Origin of the sequence: Schnuerera sp. xch1 (assembly GCF_019931165.1) — a bacterium.
GTDB lineage: Bacteria > Bacillota > Clostridia > Tissierellales > Tepidimicrobiaceae > JAIOUP01.
In genome coordinates this window covers 23,740-49,404 of record NZ_JAIOUP010000007.1, presented here as the reverse complement: position 1 = coordinate 49,404, position 25,665 = coordinate 23,740, and the positions used below count along the sequence as shown (strand labels likewise).

Genomic DNA, 25,665 nt, shown 5'->3' with positions numbered 1-25,665 from the left:
ATGAACTATAATATTTTATACAATAATATAGTTATAATGAATTTACGAGGAGTGGTCCAGCGTGAGTACTAAATATATATTTGTTACAGGAGGGGTTGTGTCCTCTTTAGGAAAGGGAATTACTGCTGCTAGTTTAGGGCGATTATTAAAAAGTAGAGGTCTCAAAGTTTCAGTTCAAAAATTTGACCCATATATAAATGTTGACCCAGGTACTATGAGTCCATATCAACATGGAGAAGTGTTTGTAACTGATGATGGGGCGGAGACAGACTTGGACTTAGGCCATTATGAAAGGTTTATTGATGTCAATTTAAATAAATATAGCAGTGTTACTTCAGGTAAGATCTATTGGTCTGTTTTAAATAAGGAGAGAAAAGGAGATTATGATGGAAGAACAGTTCAAGTTATTCCTCATATTACCAATGAAATAAAGGAAAGAGTAAAAAGAGTAACTAAGGATAGAGACGTGGATGTGGTTATTACTGAAATTGGTGGAACTGTAGGAGATATTGAATCCTTACCATTCTTAGAAGCTATTAGACAGATAAAATATGATGTAGGAAAAGAAAATGTAATGTATATTCATGTAACATTGATTCCATATCTAGCTACTGCAGGTGAATTAAAGACTAAACCTACTCAGCATTCTGTTAAAGAGTTGAGAGGTATTGGTATACAACCAGATATACTTATATGTAGGACTGATGTACCATTATCTCGAGATATCAAGGATAAAATTGCTTTATTCTGTGATTTAGCTCCATCTGAGGTAATTGAAAATGTAAACGTAGAAACAATTTATGAACTTCCACTCATGTTGGAGAAGGAAGGATTAGCTCAATTAGTAATAGATAAACTCAATATAAAATGTAATAAATTGGATTTGACGGAATGGGAGAATATAGTTAAGAAAGTTAAAAATATAAAGGATAAAGTTACAGTTGCATTAGTTGGTAAGTATGTAGAATTAAAAGATGCTTATCTATCTGTTGCTGAATCTTTAAATCATGGTGGTATATTCAATGATGTAAATGTTGAAATAAAGTGGATTCATGCTGAAAAATTAAACGAAGGGAATGCTGACGAATTTTTAAATGATGTAGATGGAATATTAGTACCTGGAGGTTTTGGAGATAGAGGAATTGATGGTAAGATAACAGCTATAAAATATGCTAGAGAGAATAAGATTCCATTCTTAGGAATATGTTTAGGTATGCAGATGGCTGCAGTTGAATTTGCTAGAAATGTATTAGGTCTAAAGGATGCTCATAGTTCCGAATTCAATCAAAATACTCCTCACCCTATAATAAATTTGATGTCTGAACAAAGGGATATTGCAAATCTAGGGGGAACTATGAGATTAGGAGTATATCCATGCAGACTAAAAGAGGGTTCCAAGGCTATAGATATATATAAGAATGAATTGGTTTATGAAAGACATAGGCATAGATATGAATTTAATAATAGATATAAAGAACAATTTGAAGAAAATGGAATGCTCATAAGTGGAATGTCTCCTGATAAAAGATTAGTTGAAATACTTGAATTAAAAGGGCATCCATGGTTTGTAGCATCACAGTTTCATCCGGAATTTAAATCAAGGCCTACTAAGGCTCATCCTCTATTCAGAGATTTTATTACAGCTTGTAAAGAAAATAGGTCTAATTAATACAGGAATTTATATATTTGTGTAGAATATAAATAGAGATATATAATATAATTAGTTTAAGGACATGTCATCCTGAGTAAAGCAAACGTATAATTTGGTCTCAGGATGACATTCATGATATTAACCTATTAATTGATAAGAGGGGGATAGTATAATGAAAAGAAATGTTATTTCATTAATACTGGTATTTTCTTTTGTTTTTACCGGCATTACAGCTTATGGCGAAAGCATGTTTACAGATATAGATAGTAACCATTGGGCATATGACTATATTGAGAAGGTTGTAGACCTAGGGATTATGGACGGATATGAGGATGCAACTTTCAGACCTAATGAAACTGTAAATATTGTAGAGACTTTAACTTATATAACCAGGCTTTTGAATATACATGAAGATGAAGTAGTGAAGATGAGAGATAATTATGATACTTTTTTAGAAGAGTATGATTTATCGGAAGAAGAGAAGGATGCTGTTGCCATAGCTTTATCCGCTAATTTACTTAATGAACAATTTATTGAAAACAATTTGATGATTGATGGTGATGTAAGAAAAGTTATAAAAACGGAACTAGCAATATATTTAGCAAAGGCAATGGGAATGGAAGAACAGAAGAAAAATACATACATATTTTCTTACAATTTTTACAATGACATAGAAAAAATTCCTGAAACGGCAAGACCTTATATAAATTTTTTAATAGACAAAGGAGTGTTAGGCAAAAAGGGTGATGGGAATGGGAACTTTAATCCAAATCAACATGTCACAAGAGCTGTATTAGCAAAGATGCTTTCCATAGCATACAATCATATGAATGGAATCCCGTTTATTGTTCCAGAGATTATTGAAGAACCTACTGAGCCTGAAAATCAAAACTACAGCGACTTATCAGGGATTATAGTTTTAATGTTACGAGATTATATATTTATTGATGATGGACAAAAGATTGATTCCTATACTTTAGAAGAAGATGTTGAAATAACCATTAATGGAGAAATTGCATCTTTTGATATGCTTGAAGAAGGAATGCATGTTAAGGCTTCAGTATTAGAAAATAATGTAATAGAAGCTATAGGTGTTGACAGTGATAGTAATATCACATATGGAACTATAGATAATATGTCCTTGAGCGAAACTCGTATGATGGTAAAAACCAAGGTTGGAGATATCAAGACTTTCAATTTATCCAGAGAACCAGAAGTAGTTATAGATGGAAATGAATCATACCTTTATAGTTTACATGAAGGAGATATGGTAACAGTTGAAGCACTTGAAGATTTTGCATTATCCATAGAGGCGGAAAGCAAAGATGGTAGAGTTGAGGGGATAATAAAGGAGAAAATATTCGAAGAAGAGTGTATACTTTTAGTAGAGAGAAAAAATGGCAGTACATATAGATATGCAATAGATAAAGATACAATAATAGATCGAAACGCAAATGAAGTCACTGTGAAAGATTTAAGAATTGGAGATGAAGTGTTAATATCCTTAACTGATGGAAACGTGAGCACAATAGATGCTAAATCCGTTCTAGGAGAGGATAGAGGATATATTGAGTCTATTCTCATTTCAGATGAATCAATGCTTACAATAATAAATGATCAAGGAGACAAGAAAAGCTATTATATATCGGAAGATGTAATGATAACTTTAGAAGATGAGAAAATGAGCATATATGATTTGAGACTAGATGATTATGTAAGATTAGAATTGGAAAGTGATGAAATAGTGAATATTAATAAATAAGATAAGGTGCAGTTTAAACTGCACCTTATCTTATTTATTATTTTATGCAGATGTTTTTTCACTAACTTCAACAAGTTCATTTTCAGTTTTTGCAACTACTACTGCTGCAGATAGATCACCTACTACATTTATAGATGTTCTCATCATATCCAATATTCTATCTATACCAGCTATTAAAGCTATACCATCTAATGGCAATCCTACTGATTGTAGCACTATAGTTAACATTATCATACCTGCTCCAGGAACGCCTGCTGTTCCTATGGAGCCTAAAGTAGCAGTAAGAATTATTGTAGCCATTTGTGCCAATGTTAATTCTATACCATATACTTGAGCGATGAATAATGCACATACTCCTTGATATAGAGCAGTACCATCCATATTTATAGTTGCACCTAGAGGAAGAACAAAGCTAGCTATTTTATCGGACACACCTAAATTTTCTTTAGCAGTTTTCATAGTAACAGGTAGTGTACCAGAACTACTACTTGTACTGAAGGCTGTAACTGCTGGACTTGCTACGCCTTTAAAGAACTTTAATGGACTGAAATTTGCTAATACTTTGAGTAGTGAACTGTAAACCAGAATAGCATGTAATATACAACCCAGATATACTGCTATAATAACTTTGATAAGTGGTAGCAATACGGAAGGTCCGTTTTCAGCTACAACTGGAGCTATCAATCCAAATACACCAATAGGTGCAAATTTCATAACAAATGCAGTTACTTTATACATTACTTCAGCTAAACTATTGAAGAAATTGATAAATGGCTTTCCTAAATTTTCTGGGATTGATGTAGCACCTATACCTAGGAATATTGCAAATACAATTATTTGAAGCATATTTCCATCTACTAGACCTTTTAGTGGATTGCTAGGAACAATATCTAATAGGGTTTCAATCAATGTGGGACTTTCCTGTACAGCTTGATCCACATTTACTGGAATATCAAGACCTGCTCCAGGAACAATTAAAGCTCCCAATATTAGCCCTATAGTAACTGCAAATGCAGTTGTGAATAGATAATAAGCAATAGTCTTTCCACCTATTCTTCCTAAGCTTTTAACATCTCCAACACTTGAAGTTCCTACTATAAGGGAAGAAAATACCAAAGGAACTATTATCATCTTGATTAGGTTTAAGAACAGTGTACCAAATGGTCGAATAAAAGTAGTAGCAATGTTTGGATGACCATCTAGCATAAATCCTACTATAATACCTAGAATTAAAGCTATTAATATTTTGGTTGTTAATTTAGTCTTTTTCAAATAATATACCTCCTCCTTATTTATATATTACAAAATTGAGAATATTATGAAAAATAACATTGTACAATTCTTATTATACTAAAAAATGAATAAAAAATAAATAGGAGCAGGTAAATTTCCTTATTTTGCTGTAAAATATGAGAGTTGATGGATATGATAAGACAATAATTGGAATTAATTTGAGAATAAATGGATTTTCAAAATTTGTGATATTAAAAAATTCACGGGTAAAAATTATATAAAGTTGCAGGTGTAATAATTGATAACTATGGAATATTATGAGATGTTATTGTAGATTTAAAGAGATTAAGGCAACCTATGGGTTCTACTTCGGATTTTGTTGGCATATTTATATTACACAGTATGCTAGTTGAATCTAAAGAGATGTTGTTATGTGAAAAATAAGAAACTGGTAAGGGAACATCATAGAATTATTGGAGGTAATTCACATGTATTCATATATTAAGGCAAATATATCATCCGCTATATTATCCATACCAAAAGGTGTATATATGGCAGGTTATGGTCAGAGAGATGAACCAAATAAGGGAACTCATGATGATATATATACGAAAGCACTTACAGTTTCCAATGGAGAAAAAACCATAATAATTATATCCAATGATTTACTTGGGGTAAATGAAGATATTGTTAAAAAAGTTGTTCTTGGCATTAATAAAGAAATAAATATTTTGGAAGAAGATATATTTGTTTGTGCTACTCACACTCATGCAGCACCAGATATTTTTGACTGGGAATTTGATCAAAGATTTTCTACCTGTGAAGCTAATAAAAAAGCAAAAGAATATATAATCAATGCGATAATAAAAAATGCTTTAAATTCAACAAAAGAATTGAAACCAGTAAAACTGGCTTTTGGAAGATCCAAATGTGACAAGATAGCTTCCAATAGAATTAATAAAGATTGGCCAATTGATGATATGGTTAATGGAATATTTCTCATAAAGGAAAACGATTGTCTATTATCTGCAATAGTAAACTATGCTTGTCATGCCACTGTATTAGGGGCTGATAATCTATATATATCAGCAGATTATCCAGGTATAGTTCAGAAGCTAATAGAAGAACATTTTGGGAAAGAATGTACCTGTATGTTTATAAATGGAGCCTGTGGTAATCAAAGCACAAGATTTACTAGAAAAAGTCAGAACTTTGATGAAGTGAAGAGATTGGGAAATGCACTATATGAAAGTGTTCTAGAATCCTATGATAATAGGGAATATATAGATGATATTACAATTAATAGTGTTAAGGCATATTTTGATTTCCCCAGAAAGGAACTACCTAGTAGGGAAGAAGCTTTAAAGCATTTAGAGACAATGGCTAGAAGGTTGAACAGAGCCAAAGATGAAGGTGTGACTCAAGAGGAATTGAGAGAAGCTATAACGAAGCATCAAGGAGCTATGATTACGTTGAAATTGATAGATGTTTTGCATAGACTGGATTTAATTATACCTATTCAATTGATGAAATTGGGAGATATATTAATTACAGGTATACCTGTAGAATTATTTAGTGATTATGGAATCTTAATAAAGGAAAAGTCAAGTTTTTCTTATACTATAATTGCTGGATATACAAATGGAATGGTAGGGTATGTTTATACACCTGAATCCTATAAACAAGGAGATTACGAAGCTTGGTCTTCGCCATTTGATAAACATACTGGAGACTTTATAGTTGAGAAGGTTGTGGAACTGATGAAGATATTATGATAAATGGACGGGAGGCATTAAGAATATGTTTAATATATTGATTATTTCACATGGAAGTGTAGCAAAAGGATTTTATGATACGGCTGAAATGATTATAGGAGATGTAGAAGGAGTAAGATTTGCTGGAATACAGCCAGGAGAGAGTATCGAAAATTTTGGAGAAAGATTGATAAGGTTAACTGATGAAATCTATATAGATGATGGATTGTTAGTACTTGTAGATTTGTATGGTGGAACACCTAGCAATGTTTCTATAATTAAGTTACTCAACAGATATGAAAAGATACAACTGATTTCAGGCTTAAACCTTCCCATCTTACTTGAAGCTTTAGGAAGTAGAAATTTTATGTCCTTAGACGATGCTACAGATAATCTTATCAATATAGGTAAGGATGGTATAAAAAATATAAATTACGTATTGAATGAAAGAAAGATCCACGATGATGATGAGTGAAGAATAAATATAATTATTTAATTAAAGTAAAGGAGGATAGTTTAGTTATTTTTTAATAAATATTCAAAGGGAGGGGAGCTTATGGAAATAACTGCTTGGCAAATAATCATACTATCTATTTATGCTTTTGTTGCGATATACGATTCACTAGAAACCAACATTGGGTTGAACAGACCTATACAGGCTGGCTTTTTTACAGGACTTATATTAGGAGATGTAACACTTGGATTAGCGGTAGGTGCAACTTTGCAATTAATGGTTTTAGGAGTAGGTACTTATGGTGGTGCCTCGATACCAGATTATATGTCTGGTGCAGTAATAGGAACGGCTTTTGGCATCATGTCAGGACTAGGGGTTGAATTTGCTATAGGGATTGCGGTACCAATTGGTTTGTTCTTAGTACAATTGGACATCTTGGCTAGATTTACAAACACATTCTTTCAACATAGAGCTGATAAATATGCTGAAGATGGAAACTTTGACGGAGTAGAAAGAATGAATTTACTTGGTATTATACCTTGGGGATTATCTCGTGCTATACCAGTGGCTATAGCTTTAATATTTGGACCTGAAATAGTAGATGCATTAGTAAATATAACTCCACAGTGGCTGCTTAATGGTTTATCGGTAGCAGGAAAGGTACTACCTGCACTAGGGATTGCTATCCTATTGAGATACTTACCAGCGAAGAGGTATTTACCATATCTATTGATTGGCTTTGCTCTAGCTGCTTTTCTGCAAGTATCAATGATTGGAGTAGCTATAGTTGGTTTAGCTTTAGGACTATTGGTTTATCAAAGAAGTAGGGAGCAACTTTCGATAGCAGGTAAAGGAGGTGTTGATGAAGATGAGTGACAAAGTTGTAAATAACCAACCTAATAGTGAAAATAAAATAACTAAAAAGGAATTAAAACGTATATTTTTCAGATGGTTTTTAGCAGGGCAGGTAGGATGGAATTATGAAAGAATGCAAGGACTTTGCTATTGTTATTCGATAATGCCAGTTTTAAGAAAGTTATATAAAAAGGAAGAAGAATTGAAAAAAGCAGTAAAAAGACATCTTCAATTCTTTAACACTGAACCTGATATGGCGCATTTCATATTAGGAGCAAATGCTGCTATTGAAGAAAGAGAAGGAACGGACGGAGAAGAAGCATCAACAGCTATTAAAACTGGTCTAATGGGTCCTTTTGCAGGGGTAGGAGATACAATATTTGGAGTTATAATTCCAACTGTAATTCTTTCGATTGGTGCGAATATGGCTTTAAATGGTAGTTCTGTAGGTGTTTGGATTTGGTTGATTTGGGCTTTCGTTAGATTTTGGCTTAGGTGGAAATTTACTGAAATAGGTTATGTACAGGGGACAAAGTTAATTGCTACAATGTCGGATAGAATACAAAGTCTTACAGAAGCTGCCAGTATATTAGGATTAACAGTAATTGGTGCTTTAATACCAACAGTTGTGACACCGAAAGTTCCATTTGTATTTCAATCGGGAGAAGTAACTTTAGAGGTACAACAAGTACTCGATCAAATAATGCCAGCATTAATTCCAGTAATATTGGTAGCTTTTGTATACTGGCTATTGGGAAAGGAGAAGATGACTTCGACAAAAGCTATATGGATATTATTAATGGCTTCAATTATACTAGGTGGATTAGGAGTATTAGGAACTTAGGGAAATTGAATGATGATAGAATTGGACGGGATACTGCTTAGCAATATCCCGTCTTGTAAAAATATAATGATGGAGGTGTGAATATGGGTATTGTACACACAAGAATTGATGACAGGCTTATACATGGACAAGTAGTTGCATATTGGGTTAATTCGTTGAATATTCATAGAATAATGGTAGCAAATGATAAGGTTGCAACGAATGATTTACAAAAGAGTACTTTAAGACTAGCAGTACCACCAGGAATTAGAACTTCCATTATTACTAAGAAAAAAGCAGCTACTAATATTAAAGCTGGAAAATATGATAAACAGCGTGTCTTTTTAATATTGGAGGATCCACAGGATGCTATAGATTTAATAAACTTAGGAGTAAAGCTTGACACTATAAATATAGGGAATTTAGCTCATAAGGAAGGAGCCATTCAGATAAAGACTAATATTAAAGTTACTAAGGACCAAATACAGGCATTTAAAGAATTGCATGAAAGGGGAATAAAATTAACTGCTAGAATGGTGCCAGGAGACCCGAAAGTAGATTTTATCAATTATTTAAAGAAGGTTATAGATTAGTCAATAAATAATGAAAGGGGATAGTTATGAGCTATAAAAGGTTTTTTGATACAATTGAAGATATGATCAATGATGTTAAAGACACTCAGTATGAGAACATCAAAAGGGCAGGAGAAATAATTGCGGATTCAATAATGAATGGAGGAATAGTTCAATCCTTTGGCAGCGGTCATTCATTTGCAGGTGCACTTGAGATATCACATAGGGCTGGTGGTTTGATACCAACGAAGGCAATTAAAGAACCAGCTCAAGGGAAATATGAAATGATTGAAGGAGTTGGATCATATTTTGTAAAGGAAGTGGATGTTAGAGAGAACGACTGCTTTGTTCTAATATCAAATTCTGGTAGAAATCCACTACCTATCGAAATAGCACAATATGTTAAAGAAAAAGGAAATAAAATAATTGTTGTCACTTCATTAGAAGCTTCCAAAAAATTAAAATCAAGACATAGCTCAGGAAAGAAATTATATGAGCTTGCAGATGTAATATTGGATAATAGAGGAGTTGAAGGTGATGCGGCAATACATGTCGAAGGAATGGAAACTAAAGTCTGTGGAACTTCATCCATTACAGCAGCTGTGTTATTACAGGCAACAGTCTTACATGCAATTGAAATCATGATTGAAAGAGGATATACTCCACCAGTTTACATGAGCCAAAATGTTGATGGAGGACTAGAATTTAATGAAAGGTTACAAGCTGAGTATGCACATAGATTGTTTAGAGTATAGAATATTATCGACATGAGCAGGAAGTTTGATGTGTTAAAAAGTGTTAGATATAGATATAAATAATACATTTCATTGCTATATTACATTCACTGTTATATTATATATGGAGAGATTGATGAATAGGATGAGAGAGGTGTATTAAATGAAGACATTAATTAAGAATGCTAATATCATTACTCCTTATGAAATAATAATGAGCAGTAATCTAAAAATTGAAAATGGTAAGATATTAAATATATTTGATAAAGAAGCATTTAATGAAAAGAGTTATGATGAAGTAATAGATGCGGAAGGTAAATATCTATCTCCAGGATTTATGGATATTCACAATCATGGAAACTTTGGTCATGATGCAATGGAAGGAACAAAAGAAGCTTTAAATACTATAGCCAATTTTCATATTAAAAATGGTGTAACATCATTTTTGGCAACAGTAATGACTGAACATCCTATTAAAATAAGGAAAGCTATAGAAAATGTTAGGAATTATATAGAGGATAGAGATAACAATGCTAATATAAGATCCCAAGTATTAGGCATATATCTGGAAGGGCCATATTTTTCAATGGAGAAGAAGGGAGCTCAGCCACCTGAATTTATAAAAAGTCCTGATTTAGTAGAGATTAAAGAGTATGTAAGTCTTTCAAATAACAATATTAAGGTAGTGGCTTTAGCTCCTGAACTTGAAGGAGCCGAAGAAGTAATTGAGTATTTAAGAGAAAAAAACATAACAATATCAGCAGGGCATACAAATGGAACCTTTGAACAGATTAAAAAAGCTATAGACTTAGGAGTAACGCAGTCGACACATCTTTATAATGGGATGAGAGCATTTTCTCATAGGGAACCAGGAGTATTAGGAGCGGTATTAACAGATGAAAGGGTACTCTGTGAGATGATAGCAGATGGCATACATGTGCATCCAGCAGCTATGAATCTAGCAGTAAAGGCAAAGGGTAAAGATAATATTATATTGATATCAGATTCAATGATGGCTACAGGACTTAAAGATGGCAAGTATTCCTTAGGAGGACAGGAAGTATATGTGAAGAATAATGCAGCTAGACTTAGAGATGGAACGCTTGCAGGTTCGACTCTTACTTTAAATAGAGCTGTTTACAACATGGTCCATCTAGTAAATGTAGACCTAAAGGATGCGGTAAGAATGGCATCTCTAAATTCTGCCAAAGCTATCAGAGTTGATGATAAAAAAGGAAGCATTGAAGTAGGAAAAGATGCTGACTTGATTATATTTGACGATGACTTAAAGATTGAAAAAGCAATAGTGGGAGGTAGGCTAAGAAAACTGATTCCAGAATAAAAAGACCCATGGGTCTTTTTATTCTGTTCTTATAGCTTCAATAGCTGATAATTTCATTGCCCTTCTTGCTGGATAGTATCCTGATATTATACCCATCAAGACTGAAAAGCTTAAGGATGCAAATATTAACCATATAGGTATAATACTTATGTTAGTCCCTGATTCAGTTTCAATACCCATGAATCCGATACCCATAAGAAAATTTCCACCAAATTTATTTAATATGAAAGATAATAGATGACTAAATATTATGCCTATAAGACCACCTAGTAAACCTATAATGGCTGACTCGAATAGGAATAGTTTTTTTATATCTTTCAATGAAGCACCTATAACCTTCATTATTCCTATTTCCTTGGTTCTCTCATATATGGACATTACCATGGTGTTTGTTATACCTATGGCTGCTACAAGTAATGATATGGCACCTATTCCACCTAATATAGCCTGAATTATACTGGACATTTTTTTCATTTCCTCTAAGATATCTGATAAACTATAAGCATCGAATCCTTTATTTTTTATAACTTGTTGAATATCTTGAACATTGTTTACATCATCTACTTTGACCATTACCCTTTAATATTCATTTCGTCTATTTTGATTTCTATTATTACTGTTTTCTGCTCTTTCTTTTTCATCAATCATCCTTTGTACTGTGTCAATAGGAGCATATACAGTATAGTCAGTTTCTGGATTTCCTTCTTCAAGCACACCTACTGCTTTAATTTTATAATCCTCATAGTCAGGAGTTTCTATGTTTTCACCAGGGAAAGTTTCACGTCCCACATCGGTATTGAAAGTAAATATCATTCTATCATTCATAAGATCAATATCTGGTTTCTCATATATACCTCTTCCTGAAGATTGTGGATTATAGAAACTATTTTTTATAGATCCTCCAAAGATTACAACTAAATCATCTCCAGGTTTCAAGAGACGACCTTCTGATATATTGTACTCGAAGTATTTCATAGAAATAGGATCAATTCCTCTGATAGAGGTATTTGATACATATCTTCCGGTTTTAATGACTCCCCAGGTTTCTACTATAGGAGTTGCAGTTACTACATGAGGTATATTTTGAAAATCTGTTATGGCTGTATCGTCTAATTTGGCATCGTTGTTCATTGAAGGTGAAGTAGAAGTTGACATCCCCCCATATCCACCAATATACGGTTTATGTACATTTATTGTAGTTAGATCTCCCATTCTGGATAATAGGTTTTGAAATGATTCTTGCATTCCAAAACCTAAAGAGAGCATCACTACAATGGAACTAGTACCTATTATAACGCCTAGTACTGTTAAAAATGTTCTAAGTTTTCTACGCCATAGATTTTTAAGTCCCATTCGGATTAAATCTATACTACTCATCTAAAGCCATACCTTTCTTTTTCCTCTTTTTATAGAATACAAATCCTCCTATAGCTAATACTAAAATGACCACTATCCAGAATACTGGGCGTTTAATAATGCTGGAATCTTGCTCTTCCATAGGGGGCATATCTCCAGGCAGCTGTTCCATTGGTGGTTGTTCCATTACATTCAAAGTGAAATCATCTTTTTTTTCTATAGTTTCACCGGAAGAATCTTCATAGGTAAATACTAGTGATCCAGTTAATTCTCCAGTTTCATTAGGGATTATCATTCCTTCAAAGTATTCAGATTTACCAATATCAAAATTTCCCACATAAAAACTACCATTTTCGGTTTGGAAATCTCCTTCCAGCTTTACCATCATATTATATAAAGCTACTTTTCCTGTGTTATAGAATTCAATAAATACAGGAGCAGGTTGCCCTATATACGCTTCTGGAGGTAGACTTATTTTTCCTAATTCTAATTCAGATTGTTGTACTACTGGAACGCCTATTAACTCTGTTGCTGTAAATTCTTCTCCTTCATTGTTTTCATATTCAAAATTGGCTGTTACAGTGTAAGTTTTTGCTTCTGCATCTGGTACTGTAAACATAGTAATATTTTTTTCTACTCTGCCTTTTGGAGGAATATTATCTATATAGAAAGTATTACTACTATTTACAGGAGTAAATACGTTGCTACCACTGGTATTGCTTTCAGGATCTGTGGTTTCATTTGCTGTTAAGAATATTTTTATATTCTTAGTAGACTGTTGACTGTTGGTGTTATAGAAGGACAGATTCATGTCAAAATTTTCTCCGGCCTTTACAATGTTTGGTTCAAAATTATATTTGTCTATTATTAGTTTTGGCTTCCCGTTAGCATTATTTTCTTCATTATCTACATAAGCACCTATATATTGGGTAAGTGCATATTTATTTTCGCTATTCTGATTTAATTCATCTTGATATTCAACGGTGATGTTTATAGGATAATTCATCGTTTCTGCTTCATCAGTTGGAGTAAATACAAATTGTAAGCTTTTAGTTTCACCAGCCGCTATAGAATTTAACTTTATAATACTTGCAGATTTAGGTACCATTGATGGATTTGTGCTTTCTGTTTTTACTAAAATATTATTAGCATCTAATTCACCAGAATTCACAAGGTCAAATTCAAAAGTAAAGTCATCACCTGGATTGACTCCAGAAGTTGGATAAGTTAATTTGTCGATTATTAAATTAGAGGCATTGCTGCTTTTACCAGTGACGTCTAAATATATATTTTGAACATCTTCTATGATATTCCCTTGACTGTCCTTATAGTTGAATTTGAGAGCAAGTTCATGACTACCTATTGTAATATTATTTGCAGCTTTTAAATCAAAGGTTACTGATCCTACAGTATCGCCTTGAACTTTAGTTATATATTTTACATTGGAACCGGATTGTACATAAAATCCTCCATCAGTATTTAAACCTTCTAAAGTAGTTGTTAAATCTTTCGCTTTGATGCTTCCTTTATTCTTAAATACTATATTGACTTTAACTTCACCACCAGGTCCTATTTCTTTAGGATTAGTTGATATTCGATTAATTATTAGTTTTGGTGGGGTACTTTTGCCAGTAACCTTACATATACAGTTTCCTCAAAATGTCCTTGATCTCCATATATATTTTCATAATTAACATTGATTCTAATAGGATATGTACCTGCAACTGCATCTGGTGCTATGGATAACTTAAACTTTACATTAACTGTATTATTTCCGCCAATTTTTTCTATGGTTTCGGAATTAGTAAGGTTACTTACTGTAAATGGATTGTTCTCAGCTATGAACTCAGGAGTAATAACTACATTTTTTGCCTGATATCCTGAGTTTTCAAGATTAAAGGATAAAGTCATAGTTTTGTCTGCATCTCCCATTGGTATATCGCGATTTTTTATACTGAATTTTGGCATTATATCTTCTGTTGAATCCTCATCATCCGTTAGTCCTATAATAGGAATTTGTATTAAAACTAATAAAAATACCAAAGTAATTATAGTATATCTTTTCATCTATTCCCTTCCCCCTTATGTTTATTTTTAGATATTTTTTCAATATTGCCGTCCCTTAAGTGAACAATCCTATCACTATAGGGAGAAATTTCTGGATCATGGGTTACTATTATTAACGTTTGCTCATTTTTCTTTGCCATACCCGTTATTAAGTTCATTACTTCGACAGTGGTTTTAGAGTCCAAGTTTCCAGTGGGCTCATCTGCAAATATTATTTCTGGATTTTCTACAAAAGCTCTTGCTATGCTTACTCTTTGTTGTTGACCACCACTCATTTCGCTAGGTTTATGATTAAGCCTATTACCTAACCCTACAGATTCTAACATTTTTTTTGCAATATTTTCTCTTTTTTTTCTAGGTATACCCCTAAAGGTAAGGCCTAAGCTTACATTCTCTAAGGCCGATAGAGTAGAGATCAGGTTGTATGATTGAAATACGAATCCTATATGTAATTGACGAAATTGGGCTAATTGTTTTTCATTCATCTTTTCTATATGATGATTTTCAATGATTATTTCGCCTCTAGTAGGTTTTTCTAGCCCTGCCATCATATTGAGAAGAGTACTCTTTCCAGAACCAGAAGTTCCAAGTAAACATATAAATTCTTTTCTATCAATGGAGAGGCTAACATCGTTTAGTGCAACGATCTTTTCATTACCCATTTTATAGATTTTTCTTATATTATTTAATGTTATGAGATTGCTCAAGTTTTAACCACCTCCAAATAGTATTGATAATATATTAACATATTTTTCATATTATGTAGTTACAATGTAGTAAAAATATATTTTATTATTTGAAAATAGGACGAGGGACAGTGAAGAATTAAAAGAACTAAGTATTGAAGGAGAATATTAATTGATATGGTATAAGCTAAATACTTATGTTATAATAAAAATGATTTGAACAGGATTAAAATATATTAGTTATGGAGGTTGCATTATGGGAGAAGCTATGATTAGAGTTAGAATGAGCACTGGAGATGCTCATTATGGTGGAGATTTAGTCGATGGAGCTAAGGTATTACAATTGTTCGGAGATGTAGCTACAGAATTACTTATAAGAAATGATGGAGATGAAGGATTATTTGTAGCTTATGATGATGTAGAATTTTTAGCCCCAGTTCATGCTGGAGACTACATAGAAGCAGTAGGGGAGATAATAAAAGTAGGTAATACCTCTAGAAATATGAAATTTGAAGCAAGGAAGGTTATAACACCAAGACGAGACGTCAACGATTCAGCATGTGATGTGTTAGATGAGCCCGTAATAGTATGTAAAGCTACAGGAACATGTGTGGTTCCAAAAGATAAGAAAAGAAAATAATTTTCACATGTAGTTCTAATACTTTAAAGGGGGTATTATAGTGGATAAGTTAATTATAACAGCTGCTATCTGTGGAGCGGAAGTTACAAAAGAGCAAAATCCAAATGTACCTTATACAATAGAGGAAATAGGTAGAGAAGCTGAATCTGCTTATAAAGCAGGAGCAAGTATTATACATTTACACGTGAGATATGATGATGGTACTCCTACACAAAACAAGGAAAGATTTAGAGAATGTATAGATGAAATAAAAAAGAGATGTCCTGATGTGATCATTCAACCATCAACTGGTGGAGCTGTAGGGATGACGGACAAAGAAAGACTTCAACCAGTGGAATTATTACCTGAAATGGCAACTTTAGACTGTGGAACTTTAAATTTTGGTGAAGATGAAATATTTGTTAATACGGAGAATACCATAAAAAATTTTGGTAAGATAATGATGGAAAAAGGTGTAAAGCCTGAAATAGAAGTCTTTGATAAGGGAATGATAGACTATGCAATCAAATATGCTAAACAAGGGATTTTATTAGAACCTATGCATTTTGATTTTGTGCTAGGAGTACAAATGGCAGCTACTGCAAGAGATTTAACTTTTATGGTAGACAGTATACCAAGTGGGTCTACATGGACAGTAGCAGGAATAGGTAGACATCAAATACCAATGGTAACTATGGGAATCGCCATGGGTGGACATGTCAGAGTTGGGTTTGAAGATAATTTATACTTATCAAAAGGAGTATTAGCAGAATCCAATGGTAAATTGGTAGAAAAGGTGGTTAGAATAGCCAAAGAATTAGGGAGGGAAATATCCACTCCAGATGAAGCAAGAGAAATATTAGGATTAAAGGGAAACAGCTTAAAAAACATAAGACAGGAACCAAGCCCTAGTATTTAGATTGTTATATAAACCTTATGTTTGCATAATGGAAAAAGACTTAAATATTTTATTTAAAAGGATAAGATAATACTAAGAGAGTATGATATTTTATGTGTTGATTTGATTATAGAATAGGATAAGAATATTGAAAAGAGGAGGCAATGGTATGTTAGTTACTGGTAAGGAATTATTGCAAGATGCTCATAAGAATAACTACGCTGTAGGTGCTTTTAATGTGAATAATATGGAAATTGTTCAAGCTATAATAGAGGCAGCAGAGGAAACTAATTCACCAGTTATACTTCAAGCTAGTCAAGGTGGATTAAAATATGCTGGAATTGAATATATTGCTGAACTAGGCAAGTTAGCAGCAAATAAGGCAAAGGTACCTGTTGTACTACATTTAGATCATGGAACAGACTTTGACCAAGTGATGTTGTGTATAAGGCATGGATTTACTTCGGTGATGATAGATGGTAGTAAACATGAATTAAAAGAAAATATTAACATAACTAAAAAGATAATTGAAGTTGCACATGCAGTAGGGGTATCCGTAGAGGCTGAATTAGGTAAAATTGGGGGAACCGAAGATAATATAACTGTAGATGAAAGAGATGCTACCTTTACAGACCCAGAGGAAGCTAAACTATTCGTTGAAGAAACAGATGTAGATTCTTTAGCTATAGCCGTAGGAACTGCTCATGGAGTATATAAAGGGGAGCCAAAAATTGATTTCGATAGAATAAGGACTATTAAAGGACTATTGAATATGCCTCTAGTATTACATGGGTCAAGCGGAGTACCTGCTGATTCTATAGAAAGAGCTGTAGCTGCAGGAATCAATAAGATTAACATAGATACTGATTTGAGAATAGCATTTACTCAAGCTATAAAAGACTTTAACAAGAAAAACCCAGATAACATAGATCCAAGAAAGCTACTAGGGCCAGCTAAGGAAGCTATGAAAGAGGTTATTAAAGAGAAGATGAATCTATTTGGTTCAGCAGGAAGAGCATAAGACACTTAAAATAGCAAAGGAGTTGTATATAATGAGGCTATTTGTTGATACTGCAAATATAGATGAAATAAGAGAAGTTAATGAGTGGGGAGTTGTAGATGGTGTAACTACTAACCCTTCATTAATAGCCAAAGAAGAAAGAGATTTTAAACAGGTAGTTAAAGAAATATCCGATATAATAGATAGACCTATTAGTGCAGAGGTTATATCCTTAGAAAAGGATGGGATGATAGAGGAAGCTAGAGATTTAGCAAAGATACATCCAAATATTGTAATAAAGATACCAATGACAAAAGATGGATTAAAGGCTGTAAAGGTTTTGACTAGTGAAGGAATAAAGACCAATGTTACATTAGTTTTTTCATCTAATCAAGCATTGCTAGCAGCTAGGGCAGGAGCTACCTATGTTAGTCCTTTTATTGGAAGGTTAGATGATATTGGAAATAAAGGCATAAACATAGTAAATGATATAGTACAAATATTTGATATGCATGGTATAGATACAGAAATAATAGCAGCAAGCATAAGACATCCAGTTCATGTTATTGAAGCAGCAAAAGCAGGAGCACATGTTGCGACTATACCATATAAGGTATTTACACAGATGTTAAAACATCCTTTAACTGATATTGGAATTAAACGATTTTTAAAGGACTGGGAAGGATTGAACAATAATTAGGTGGTTTTATTGATATGATACCTCCAAAGTAGACGAAGTAATTTAATTAAAATTGCTAAATCTACTTTGGAGGTATTCTTATGGGAAGAATGAAATTTAGTAAGGAACTAGAAATAGAAGCTTGCGAAAAGTATCATAATGGCGGATGCAACTTTACATTTTTTGTATTTAGTTTATAATAGTTATAGAAAAAATAAAGGAGAGATTATTATGGACAGAGATTTAGCTTTATCTTTAGTGAGAGTTACAGAAATAGCTGCTATAGCTTCAGGTAGATATATGGGAAGAGGAGATAAGATAGGAGCAGACCAGGCTGCCGTAGATGGAATGAGAGCTGCTTTTAGTCTTGTAAATACCAAAGGAAAAGTAGTAATAGGCGAAGGTGAAATAGATGAAGCACCTATGCTATACATTGGTGAAGAAATAGGAAAAGGCATGAATATAGAGGCTGATATAGCTGTAGATCCTTTGGATGGAACTACTTTGGTAGCAAAAGGACTACCTAATGCTATGGCTGTTATAGCAATGGCTCCAAAAGGATGTCTATTGAATGCACCAGATACTTATATGAAAAAAATTGCTGTAGGACCTAAAGCCAAAAGAAAGATTGATATAGACGCTTCTGTTGAGACAAATCTATTGAATGTAGCTAAAGCATTAAATAAGGATATTTCTGATTTAACAGTTATAATTCAGAATAGAGAAAGGCATCAGCCAATAATAGACGAAGTAAGAAGAGTAGGTGCAAGGATCAAACTATTTGCTGAAGGTGATGTAGCAGCAGCCATAGCTACTGCATTTGAGGATACGGGTGTAGATATAATGTTAAATACAGGAAAAGCTCCCGAAGGTGTTATTGCAGCATCTGCATTGAAGTGCATGGGTGGCGATTTTCAAGGAAGGCTTATGCCCTCAAGTGATAAGGAAATAAAAAGGTGTAGGGAATTAGGATGGACTGATGAAAAATTAGATCAAATTCTTACTATAGATGATTTGGCTAAGGGAAACGACATTTTCTTTGCTGCTTCAGGAATTTCTGATGGAGATCTATTAAAAGGTATAGTATATTACGGAGATAATTTAGCTAAGACTAATTCGGTTGTGATGAGATCCAAAACAGGCACAATAAGATTCATAGAAGCTCACCATAGATTGAATAAAAATGATATATTGAAAGAATTATTGAAAAAGCACAGATAAATATGATATACTAATCGACATAAACTAAGCAATCAGTACGTAATATACAATAAAAGGAAAATGAGGAGGATTTTTTAAATGGATAGAAATCTAGCTTTAAATTTGATTAGGGTGACAGAAGCAGCAACATTAAATAGTGCTCGGTATCTTGGTAGAGGAGATAAGAATTTAGCAGATCAAGCAGCTGTGAATGGTATGAGAAAAATGTTTGATACCTTAGCCATAGATGGAGTAGTAGTTATAGGTGAAGGTGAAATGGATGAAGCACCTATGTTATATATTGGTGAACAAATTGGTAAAGCTACTCCAGGTTCCATAAAATTGGATATAGCTGTAGATCCATTAGACGGAACCAATGCTGTAGCTAATGGTGATGCTAATGCTATTTCTGTAGTTGCTGTAGCACCAAGAGGATGTTTGCTGCATGCACCAGATATGTACATGGATAAAATTGCAGTAGGACCTAAAGCTAAAGGCAAGGTTAATCTAGATATGCCAATAGATAAAACTTTAAAAAACCTCTCTAAAGCTTTAAATAAGAATATATCAGATATAACAGTTACCACGCTTGATAGACCTAGACATGAGGAATTAATTCAGAAGGTAAGAAACATAGGAGCGAGAATTAAGCTGTTTAAAGATGGAGATGTGGCAGCAGCAATTGCAACTTGTTTTGATCATTCAGGAGTTGATATATTATTAGGTACAGGAGGAGCTCCAGAGGGTGTTATTGCTGCAGCAGCATTAAAATGTATGGGCGGAGAGTTTCAAGGAAGACTTCACCCTATGAATGATGAGGAAAAAGAAAGATGCAAAGAAATGGGACTTTGTGATGTAAATAAACTTTTAACTATGGAGGACTTAGCAAAAGGAAAGGAAATAGTATTTGCCGCTACGGGCGTTACTAATGGCGAATTATTAAAAGGTGTTGTATACTATGGGAATAATAGGGCTAAGACATATTCTGTGGTTATGAGAGCAGAGACTGGAACTATAAGATTTGTAGAAGCTATACACAGAATGGATAAAAAACCAAAATATGCAAAATAGCATATTGACTTAAAAAAATTATAGTGTTATTATTAGTTAGGAATGCTCATCCTTTTGTACATTTCTTTGATTAATCCCGAAACGATGAAGCTTAGTAGAAGAAAAAAGCAGTTTGATAAGGTATACAGTTAACCACCAGAGGGAATCTTAAAATTTGGGGGTAGATGAATGTTAAAAAAATTTGGGGGTGAAGTATTGGATTTAGATATTTTACAAAACAAGAAATTAGATGACCTACGAGTTATTGCTAAAACATTAGATATTAAAAGCATAACCAAATACAGAAAAAATGAACTCATTGGTTTGATTTTACAAACTGTCAAAGAAGATAATCCGAAGGATAAAGGTAATGGCAAAGATGTTAACAATAAGAGAGAGAAAAAAGGGGAAGAAATAGATATTAAAGATATAGACATAGATAAGTTACCTGAGAAAGTTACAGAAGAATTAGAACAGATGGATAATATCAACGGAGCTGAAGGGATATTAGAAATCCATCAAGATGGGTATGGATTTTTGAGATCTGATAATTACTTATCTGGAAATAATGACGTATATGTATCCCCTTCTCAAATTAGAAGATTTAAACTCAGAACTGGGGATAAGGTTTATGGAATTACACGACCTGCCAAATCTGGTGAGAAGTATAAGGCACTTCTATATGTAAGAAATGTTAATGGGCTTGATCCAGAAACATCCTTAATCAGACCAAATTTTGATAGTTTAACACCTATATATCCAAGAAAAAGAATATCTCTAGAAACTACATCAAATAACCTTTCTACTAGAATTATCGATTTAATTGCTCCTATTGGAAAGGGACAGCGAGGAATGATTGTATCTCCGCCAAAAGCTGGTAAAACAACTCTTCTTAAAGCTGTGGCTAATGCCATATCTGAGAATCATCCCGATATAGAGATTATTGTTCTTTTAATAGATGAAAGACCAGAAGAAGTTACTGATATGCAAAGGTCGGTTAATGGTGATGTGGTATATTCAACTTTTGATGAGCTTCCAAACCATCATACTAAAGTTGCAGAAATAGTGCTTGAAAGAGCTAAAAGATTAGTTGAACATGGCAAAGATGTGGTTATATTATTGGATAGTATTACTCGACTTGCTAGAGCATATAACTTAACGATTCCAGCAACAGGAAGGACATTGTCAGGTGGATTAGACCCTGGTGCACTTCATAAACCAAAGAGATTTTTTGGTGCAGCTAGGAACCTAGAAGAAGGTGGTAGTTTAACTGTTTTAGCTACTGCGTTAGTTGATACAGGTAGCAGAATGGACGATGTTATATTTGAGGAATTTAAAGGTACAGGAAATATGGAGATACATTTAGATAGAAGACTTTCAGAAAAAAGAATATTCCCTGCATTGGATATCAATAAGTCAGGAACTAGAAGAGAAGATCTATTGTTGAGTCAAGGAGAACTGGAAACAATATGGGGAATTAGAAAAGCATTAGGAAATTCTCCAGCACAAGAAGTGACAGAAACATTAATAGATAATTTAATGCAGGCTAAAACAAATGAAGAGTTCATAGTAAAGATGAGAAATAAAATTTGGTATTAGTTGAATTAATTAAAGTTTTATGCTATAATAAACTGGTCAAAATTGTATTGCGAGGTGAAAATAATGAAGAAGGGCATTCATCCAGAATATTACGAAACAACAGTAAAATGTGCGTGTGGAAATACATTTAAAACAGGCTCAACAAAAAAAGAATTAAGAGTAGAAGTTTGTTCAGAATGTCATCCATTCTATACAGGACGTCAAAAAACTGCTGAACGTGGTGGACGTGTTGAAAAATTCAAGAAAAAATATGGCATGGATTAATCTGTATTAATGTAGGTTAGATGCTCTAGGCAACTAACCTTTAATTTTTATTTAAGAGGATTGACGATGTATTTTAAGTTAGAGGTAAACTGTGGTCACCAAAAATATCCGATAGAATGACTTGAATAATTATGAATTGATAGAGAGGGGTTGATTAATTGAAGATAAAAGATTTGAATAGAACTCCTAAACATATAACAACTATTGGCGGTCAAGCCCTAATTGAAGGTATATTGATGCGAGGCCCAAAAGATGTGGCCATAGCAGTAAGAAAACCAGATGATGAAATAATATTAAAAAAAGAGAAATTAAATACACTAGGTATGAGGTATAAATTTTTCAAGTTGCCATTAATTAGAGGTGTAGTAGGATTAGTGGAATCATTGTCCTTTGGATTGAGGGCTTTAATGTATTCTGCTGAATTTTTTGACATAGAAGAAGATGAAGACAATAAGAAAGCTGAGACTATTTTAGAAAAAATATTTAAGGATAAAGCAGAAGATGCGGAGATTGTAATTACCTTATTAGTATCTTTGCTATTAAGTGTTGGCCTTTTTATATTATTACCAACCTTCGTAACTAATTTTTTTAAAAATGCAATAGAATCTTCATTTTTGATGAATTTGTTAGAAGGGCTAATACGCATAATCTTATTCCTAATATATGTAGTATCAGTATCTAAAATGGATGAGGTTGGTAGAGTATTTGAGTATCATGGTGCAGAACATAAGACCATTCATTGTTATGAAAATGGCGACGAATTGACTGTTGAAAATGTAAAGAAATATCCTATTCTTCATCCTAGATGTGGAACTAGTTTTTTATTTATGGTAATGATTGTAAGCATTTTGGTTCTTTCCTTCTTTGGATGGCCAAATCCTTTACAGAGATTTTTAGTAAGGCTATTAATGCTTCCAGTAATAGCTGGAATTTCCTATGAGATAAATAAATTTATTGGGAAGAGCAATTCCAAATTGGCATATTATATATCATATCCTGGCCTGTTTTTGCAGAAGATAGCAACAGTAAAGGAACCTGACGGAAGCCAAATAGAAGTTGCTATACAGGCCTTGAAAGCTGTATTAACTGGAAACAAGGAGGAAGATGTGTGGAAATAAACCAGTTGCTTAAAAAAGGTGCGAATATGATAAAGGGTAGACAATATGGTAATCCCGTATTGGAAGCTACCCTTTTATTAGGTGAATTATTAAATGTGGATAACACACATATATATACTCACGGAAAAGAAGAAGTATCCCAGGTCATTGTGGATAAATTTTTAGAATTGATGGAGAAAAGATCAAAAGGATATCCTATTCAATATATAATAAATAAGAAGGAATTTATGGGACTGGATTTTTATGTAGAAGAAGGGGTTTTGATTCCACGATCAGATACTGAGATATTGGTGGAATATGTTTTATCATATATAGAGGAAAATCATAATAACCAACCTATAAACATTTTAGACATAGGCATAGGTAGTGGAGCCATTGGATTGAGTATTGCCTATTATAAAAGAAATGTCAATGTTTACGGTACTGATATTAGTGATGTTTCTTTGAAGGTTGCCAATATAAACAAGAATAGGTATAATCTAGATAATGTAATATTGATGGAAAGCAATTTATTTGAGGGAATAAATGAAGAAAACAGGTTTCATATAATAGCATCTAATCCACCATATATACCTAAAAATGACATAGAAACTTTACAAAGGGAAGTAAAGGATTATGAACCTATGAAAGCATTGGATGGAGGAAAAGATGGACTTGACTTTTATAGAAGAATAATTCCTGATAGCAAAAGGTATTTAATAGAAAAAGGATTATTGATCTTTGAAATAGGTTATGACCAAGGTCAACAAATAAAAAGCATGATGACGGATGAAGGATTTAAAGATATTAAAATATTGAAAGATCTACAGGGATTGGATAGGGTAGTTCTTGGTGTTAAGGAACGAAGGAGTTGAAGCGGATGACTATTTTAATTAAATTATTTATGGCTTTTTTTAAAATAGGAGCTTTTAGTTTTGGCGGAGGATACGCTATGCTTCCCTTAATGAAAGAAACGGTGATTGATATTCATAATTGGCTAACAAATGCAAAATTTATAGATGTTTTAGCCATAGCAGAAATGACTCCAGGTCCTGTTTCAATAAATATGGCAACTTTCTTAGGATATAGGGTGTCAGGGCTTTTAGGATCTATGGTGGCTACATTTGCAGTCATACTGCCTTCCTTTGTAGTGATAAGCATTATTTTTCATTTTGTAAATAAATTTAAGGATTCCCCTTATACTGATTATTTTTTTAAAGGTATCAGACCAATTGTATTAGGATTGATAGCTTCAGCAGCTGTATCTGTTGCGGTGGATGCTTATATAGATGTTAAATCAGTAATCATAAGTATATTCATATTTTATCTTGTAACTTTTAAAAAGTTTAATCCTATACTTGCAATAGTGCTTGCAGGATTAATTGGAGTAATACTCTATTAGGGTAGGTGAAGTAGATGCTTTTTGATATGTTCAAAACTTTTTTCAAAGTAGGGGCTTTTACAATTGGTGGCGGATACGCTATGATACCAATTATTCAAAAAGAACTAGTGGATAAGAAAAAATGGGTTAAAGAAGATGAATTTATAGATGCTATTGCCATAGCTCAGGGATCTCCTGGAGCTATAGCCATAAATATCAGTATATATTTAGGATATAGATTAAAGGGATTAAAAGGAGCTTTGGTTTCCTGTTTAGGTACTGCGTTACCTTCTTTTTTAATCATATTATTAGTTGCTACCGTGTTCTTTCAATTTAGGGATAACCCTATTATAGAGCAGATGTTTTTAGGAATAAGGCCGGCAGTAGTTGCACTGATAGCGTCAGCAGTATATAAACTTATAAAAACATCGCAGCTTACTAATATAAGATTATTATTGGCTGTAGTTACTACTCTAATAATAATATTTACAGACATAAGTCCTATTTATTTGATTTTAATTGGAGGTATATTTGCGATACTTTATTATGGGAAAAGAGATGAAAGAAGAGAATGATAGGGTTGGATTCT

27 protein-coding genes are annotated in these 25,665 nt (G+C 33.1%); 21 read left to right on the top strand and 6 right to left on the bottom strand.

Going from position 1 to position 25,665, the window contains the following annotated elements:
• Positions 1-61 precede the first annotated feature (61 nt).
• Positions 62-1,669 carry a CTP synthase gene (locus tag K8M07_RS06820; RefSeq protein ID WP_223377157.1) on the top strand — a complete coding sequence of 536 codons (1,608 nt, stop codon included), beginning with the start codon at positions 62-64 and terminating at the stop codon, positions 1,667-1,669.
• Positions 1,670-1,823: 154 nt separating this feature from the next.
• Positions 1,824-3,413, top strand: a complete 1,590-nt coding sequence (locus tag K8M07_RS06815) for an S-layer homology domain-containing protein (RefSeq protein WP_223377156.1) — start codon at positions 1,824-1,826, stop codon at positions 3,411-3,413.
• Between the two features lie 42 nt (positions 3,414-3,455).
• Here the strand turns inward: K8M07_RS06815 and K8M07_RS06810 are convergent, their stop codons facing one another.
• Positions 3,456-4,685, bottom strand: coding sequence for a dicarboxylate/amino acid:cation symporter (locus K8M07_RS06810; RefSeq protein ID WP_223377155.1), 1,230 nt, complete (start codon positions 4,683-4,685; stop codon positions 3,456-3,458).
• 449 nt (positions 4,686-5,134) lie between these two features.
• Here K8M07_RS06810 and K8M07_RS06805 point away from each other — a divergent pair, with 449 nt between their 5' ends.
• From K8M07_RS06805 to nagA, 7 genes are all read left to right on the top strand, one after another.
• Positions 5,135-6,421, top strand: coding sequence for a neutral/alkaline non-lysosomal ceramidase N-terminal domain-containing protein (locus K8M07_RS06805; RefSeq protein ID WP_223377154.1), 1,287 nt, complete (start codon positions 5,135-5,137; stop codon positions 6,419-6,421).
• Between the two features lie 25 nt (positions 6,422-6,446).
• On the top strand, positions 6,447-6,875 hold the full coding sequence (locus K8M07_RS06800; protein WP_223377153.1) for a PTS sugar transporter subunit IIA: 429 nt from the start codon (positions 6,447-6,449) through the stop codon (positions 6,873-6,875).
• An 81-nt stretch (positions 6,876-6,956) separates the two neighbouring features.
• The gene (locus tag K8M07_RS06795) at positions 6,957-7,730 is read left to right on the top strand and encodes a PTS mannose/fructose/sorbose/N-acetylgalactosamine transporter subunit IIC (RefSeq protein WP_223377152.1); all 774 of its coding nucleotides are present in this window, start codon (positions 6,957-6,959) and stop codon (positions 7,728-7,730) included.
• Entirely contained in the window at positions 7,717-8,553 is an 837-nt protein-coding gene (locus tag K8M07_RS06790; RefSeq protein WP_223377151.1) for a PTS system mannose/fructose/sorbose family transporter subunit IID, read from the top strand. Before K8M07_RS06795 ends, K8M07_RS06790 begins: the two co-directional genes overlap by 14 nt.
• 83 nt (positions 8,554-8,636) lie before the next feature.
• Positions 8,637-9,125, top strand: coding sequence for a PTS system mannose/fructose/N-acetylgalactosamine-transporter subunit IIB (locus K8M07_RS06785; protein ID WP_223377150.1), 489 nt, complete (start codon positions 8,637-8,639; stop codon positions 9,123-9,125).
• Between the two features lie 26 nt (positions 9,126-9,151).
• Positions 9,152-9,859: an SIS domain-containing protein gene (locus K8M07_RS06780; RefSeq protein ID WP_223377149.1), complete on the top strand. Its 708-nt coding sequence runs from the start codon at positions 9,152-9,154 to the stop codon at positions 9,857-9,859.
• Positions 9,860-10,001: 142 nt separating this feature from the next.
• Positions 10,002-11,180, top strand: a complete 1,179-nt coding sequence (gene nagA / locus K8M07_RS06775; protein ID WP_223377148.1) for an N-acetylglucosamine-6-phosphate deacetylase — start codon at positions 10,002-10,004, stop codon at positions 11,178-11,180.
• Positions 11,181-11,198: 18 nt separating this feature from the next.
• Here nagA and K8M07_RS06770 read toward each other — a convergent pair whose 3' ends face one another.
• The 5 genes from K8M07_RS06770 to K8M07_RS06750 all read right to left on the bottom strand — a co-directional run bounded on the left by K8M07_RS06770 (position 11,199) and on the right by K8M07_RS06750 (position 15,310).
• Complete coding sequence (locus tag K8M07_RS06770; RefSeq protein ID WP_223377147.1) at positions 11,199-11,753, bottom strand: ABC transporter permease; 555 nt, start codon at positions 11,751-11,753, stop codon at positions 11,199-11,201.
• A gap of 6 nt (positions 11,754-11,759) precedes the next feature.
• Positions 11,760-12,557 carry an ABC transporter permease gene (locus K8M07_RS06765; RefSeq protein WP_223377146.1) on the bottom strand — a complete coding sequence of 266 codons (798 nt, stop codon included), beginning with the start codon at positions 12,555-12,557 and terminating at the stop codon, positions 11,760-11,762.
• Positions 12,550-13,707 carry a COG1361 S-layer family protein gene (locus tag K8M07_RS06760; protein ID WP_223377145.1) on the bottom strand — a complete coding sequence of 386 codons (1,158 nt, stop codon included), beginning with the start codon at positions 13,705-13,707 and terminating at the stop codon, positions 12,550-12,552. The genes K8M07_RS06765 and K8M07_RS06760 overlap by 8 nt, the downstream gene beginning before the upstream one ends.
• 434 nt (positions 13,708-14,141) lie before the next feature.
• On the bottom strand, positions 14,142-14,603 hold the full coding sequence (locus K8M07_RS06755; protein ID WP_223377144.1) for a hypothetical protein: 462 nt from the start codon (positions 14,601-14,603) through the stop codon (positions 14,142-14,144).
• Positions 14,600-15,310 carry an ABC transporter ATP-binding protein gene (locus K8M07_RS06750; RefSeq protein ID WP_223377143.1) on the bottom strand — a complete coding sequence of 237 codons (711 nt, stop codon included), beginning with the start codon at positions 15,308-15,310 and terminating at the stop codon, positions 14,600-14,602. Before K8M07_RS06750 ends, K8M07_RS06755 begins: the two co-directional genes overlap by 4 nt.
• A gap of 235 nt (positions 15,311-15,545) precedes the next feature.
• Between K8M07_RS06750 and K8M07_RS06745 the strand changes: the two genes are divergently transcribed.
• The 12 genes from K8M07_RS06745 to K8M07_RS06690 all read left to right on the top strand — a co-directional run bounded on the left by K8M07_RS06745 (position 15,546) and on the right by K8M07_RS06690 (position 25,651).
• Positions 15,546-15,929: a hotdog domain-containing protein gene (locus tag K8M07_RS06745; RefSeq protein WP_223377142.1), complete on the top strand. Its 384-nt coding sequence runs from the start codon at positions 15,546-15,548 to the stop codon at positions 15,927-15,929.
• A 40-nt stretch (positions 15,930-15,969) separates the two neighbouring features.
• On the top strand, positions 15,970-16,827 hold the full coding sequence (locus K8M07_RS06740; protein WP_223377141.1) for a 3-keto-5-aminohexanoate cleavage protein: 858 nt from the start codon (positions 15,970-15,972) through the stop codon (positions 16,825-16,827).
• A gap of 148 nt (positions 16,828-16,975) precedes the next feature.
• Entirely contained in the window at positions 16,976-17,827 is an 852-nt protein-coding gene (locus K8M07_RS06735; RefSeq protein ID WP_223377140.1) for a class II fructose-1,6-bisphosphate aldolase, read from the top strand.
• A gap of 31 nt (positions 17,828-17,858) precedes the next feature.
• Positions 17,859-18,506, top strand: a complete 648-nt coding sequence (gene fsa / locus K8M07_RS06730) for a fructose-6-phosphate aldolase (protein WP_223377139.1) — start codon at positions 17,859-17,861, stop codon at positions 18,504-18,506.
• 210 nt (positions 18,507-18,716) lie between these two features.
• Positions 18,717-19,706, top strand: a complete 990-nt coding sequence (gene glpX / locus K8M07_RS06725) for a class II fructose-bisphosphatase (protein ID WP_223377138.1) — start codon at positions 18,717-18,719, stop codon at positions 19,704-19,706.
• A 78-nt stretch (positions 19,707-19,784) separates the two neighbouring features.
• A complete protein-coding gene (glpX, locus tag K8M07_RS06720; RefSeq protein ID WP_223377137.1) occupies positions 19,785-20,756 on the top strand; it encodes a class II fructose-bisphosphatase in 972 nt (323 codons plus the stop codon).
• 168 nt (positions 20,757-20,924) lie between these two features.
• On the top strand, positions 20,925-22,334 hold the full coding sequence (gene rho, locus K8M07_RS06715; protein ID WP_223377136.1) for a transcription termination factor Rho: 1,410 nt from the start codon (positions 20,925-20,927) through the stop codon (positions 22,332-22,334).
• A 63-nt stretch (positions 22,335-22,397) separates the two neighbouring features.
• Entirely contained in the window at positions 22,398-22,598 is a 201-nt protein-coding gene (gene rpmE, locus K8M07_RS06710; protein WP_223377135.1) for a 50S ribosomal protein L31, read from the top strand.
• A 158-nt stretch (positions 22,599-22,756) separates the two neighbouring features.
• Positions 22,757-23,716, top strand: coding sequence for a DUF1385 domain-containing protein (locus K8M07_RS06705; protein WP_223377134.1), 960 nt, complete (start codon positions 22,757-22,759; stop codon positions 23,714-23,716).
• Positions 23,707-24,570, top strand: a complete 864-nt coding sequence (prmC, locus tag K8M07_RS06700) for a peptide chain release factor N(5)-glutamine methyltransferase (RefSeq protein WP_223377133.1) — start codon at positions 23,707-23,709, stop codon at positions 24,568-24,570. The genes K8M07_RS06705 and prmC overlap by 10 nt, the downstream gene beginning before the upstream one ends.
• Before the next feature lie 5 nt (positions 24,571-24,575).
• The gene (locus tag K8M07_RS06695) at positions 24,576-25,097 is read left to right on the top strand and encodes a chromate transporter (RefSeq protein ID WP_223377132.1); all 522 of its coding nucleotides are present in this window, start codon (positions 24,576-24,578) and stop codon (positions 25,095-25,097) included.
• Positions 25,098-25,111: 14 nt separating this feature from the next.
• On the top strand, positions 25,112-25,651 hold the full coding sequence (locus tag K8M07_RS06690; RefSeq protein ID WP_223377131.1) for a chromate transporter: 540 nt from the start codon (positions 25,112-25,114) through the stop codon (positions 25,649-25,651).
• Positions 25,652-25,665: the final 14 nt, after the last annotated feature.

Excerpts from the sequence above, each read along its gene's own strand:
- K8M07_RS06815 (WP_223377156.1), top strand. The coding sequence starts at position 1,824 with ATGAAAAGAAATGTTATTTCATTAATACTGGTATTTTCTTTTGTTTTT.
- glpX (WP_223377137.1), top strand. The coding sequence starts at position 19,785 with ATGGATAGAAATCTAGCTTTAAATTTGATTAGGGTGACAGAAGCAGCA.
- fsa (WP_223377139.1), top strand. The coding sequence starts at position 17,859 with ATGAGGCTATTTGTTGATACTGCAAATATAGATGAAATAAGAGAAGTT.
- K8M07_RS06695 (WP_223377132.1), top strand. The coding sequence starts at position 24,576 with ATGACTATTTTAATTAAATTATTTATGGCTTTTTTTAAAATAGGAGCT.
- K8M07_RS06765 (WP_223377146.1), bottom strand. The coding sequence starts at position 12,557 with ATGAGTAGTATAGATTTAATCCGAATGGGACTTAAAAATCTATGGCGT.
- K8M07_RS06780 (WP_223377149.1), top strand. The coding sequence starts at position 9,152 with ATGAGCTATAAAAGGTTTTTTGATACAATTGAAGATATGATCAATGAT.
- K8M07_RS06690 (WP_223377131.1), top strand. The coding sequence starts at position 25,112 with ATGCTTTTTGATATGTTCAAAACTTTTTTCAAAGTAGGGGCTTTTACA.
- rho (WP_223377136.1), top strand. The coding sequence starts at position 20,925 with ATGTTAAAAAAATTTGGGGGTGAAGTATTGGATTTAGATATTTTACAA.
- K8M07_RS06770 (WP_223377147.1), bottom strand. The coding sequence starts at position 11,753 with ATGGTCAAAGTAGATGATGTAAACAATGTTCAAGATATTCAACAAGTT.
- rpmE (WP_223377135.1), top strand. The coding sequence starts at position 22,398 with ATGAAGAAGGGCATTCATCCAGAATATTACGAAACAACAGTAAAATGT.
- K8M07_RS06790 (WP_223377151.1), top strand. The coding sequence starts at position 7,717 with ATGAAGATGAGTGACAAAGTTGTAAATAACCAACCTAATAGTGAAAAT.
- K8M07_RS06800 (WP_223377153.1), top strand. The coding sequence starts at position 6,447 with ATGTTTAATATATTGATTATTTCACATGGAAGTGTAGCAAAAGGATTT.
- K8M07_RS06795 (WP_223377152.1), top strand. The coding sequence starts at position 6,957 with ATGGAAATAACTGCTTGGCAAATAATCATACTATCTATTTATGCTTTT.
- K8M07_RS06755 (WP_223377144.1), bottom strand. The coding sequence starts at position 14,603 with ATGAAAAGATATACTATAATTACTTTGGTATTTTTATTAGTTTTAATA.
- K8M07_RS06745 (WP_223377142.1), top strand. The coding sequence starts at position 15,546 with ATGGGAGAAGCTATGATTAGAGTTAGAATGAGCACTGGAGATGCTCAT.
- K8M07_RS06785 (WP_223377150.1), top strand. The coding sequence starts at position 8,637 with ATGGGTATTGTACACACAAGAATTGATGACAGGCTTATACATGGACAA.
- K8M07_RS06805 (WP_223377154.1), top strand. The coding sequence starts at position 5,135 with ATGTATTCATATATTAAGGCAAATATATCATCCGCTATATTATCCATA.
- nagA (WP_223377148.1), top strand. The coding sequence starts at position 10,002 with ATGAAGACATTAATTAAGAATGCTAATATCATTACTCCTTATGAAATA.
- glpX (WP_223377138.1), top strand. The coding sequence starts at position 18,717 with ATGGACAGAGATTTAGCTTTATCTTTAGTGAGAGTTACAGAAATAGCT.
- K8M07_RS06735 (WP_223377140.1), top strand. The coding sequence starts at position 16,976 with ATGTTAGTTACTGGTAAGGAATTATTGCAAGATGCTCATAAGAATAAC.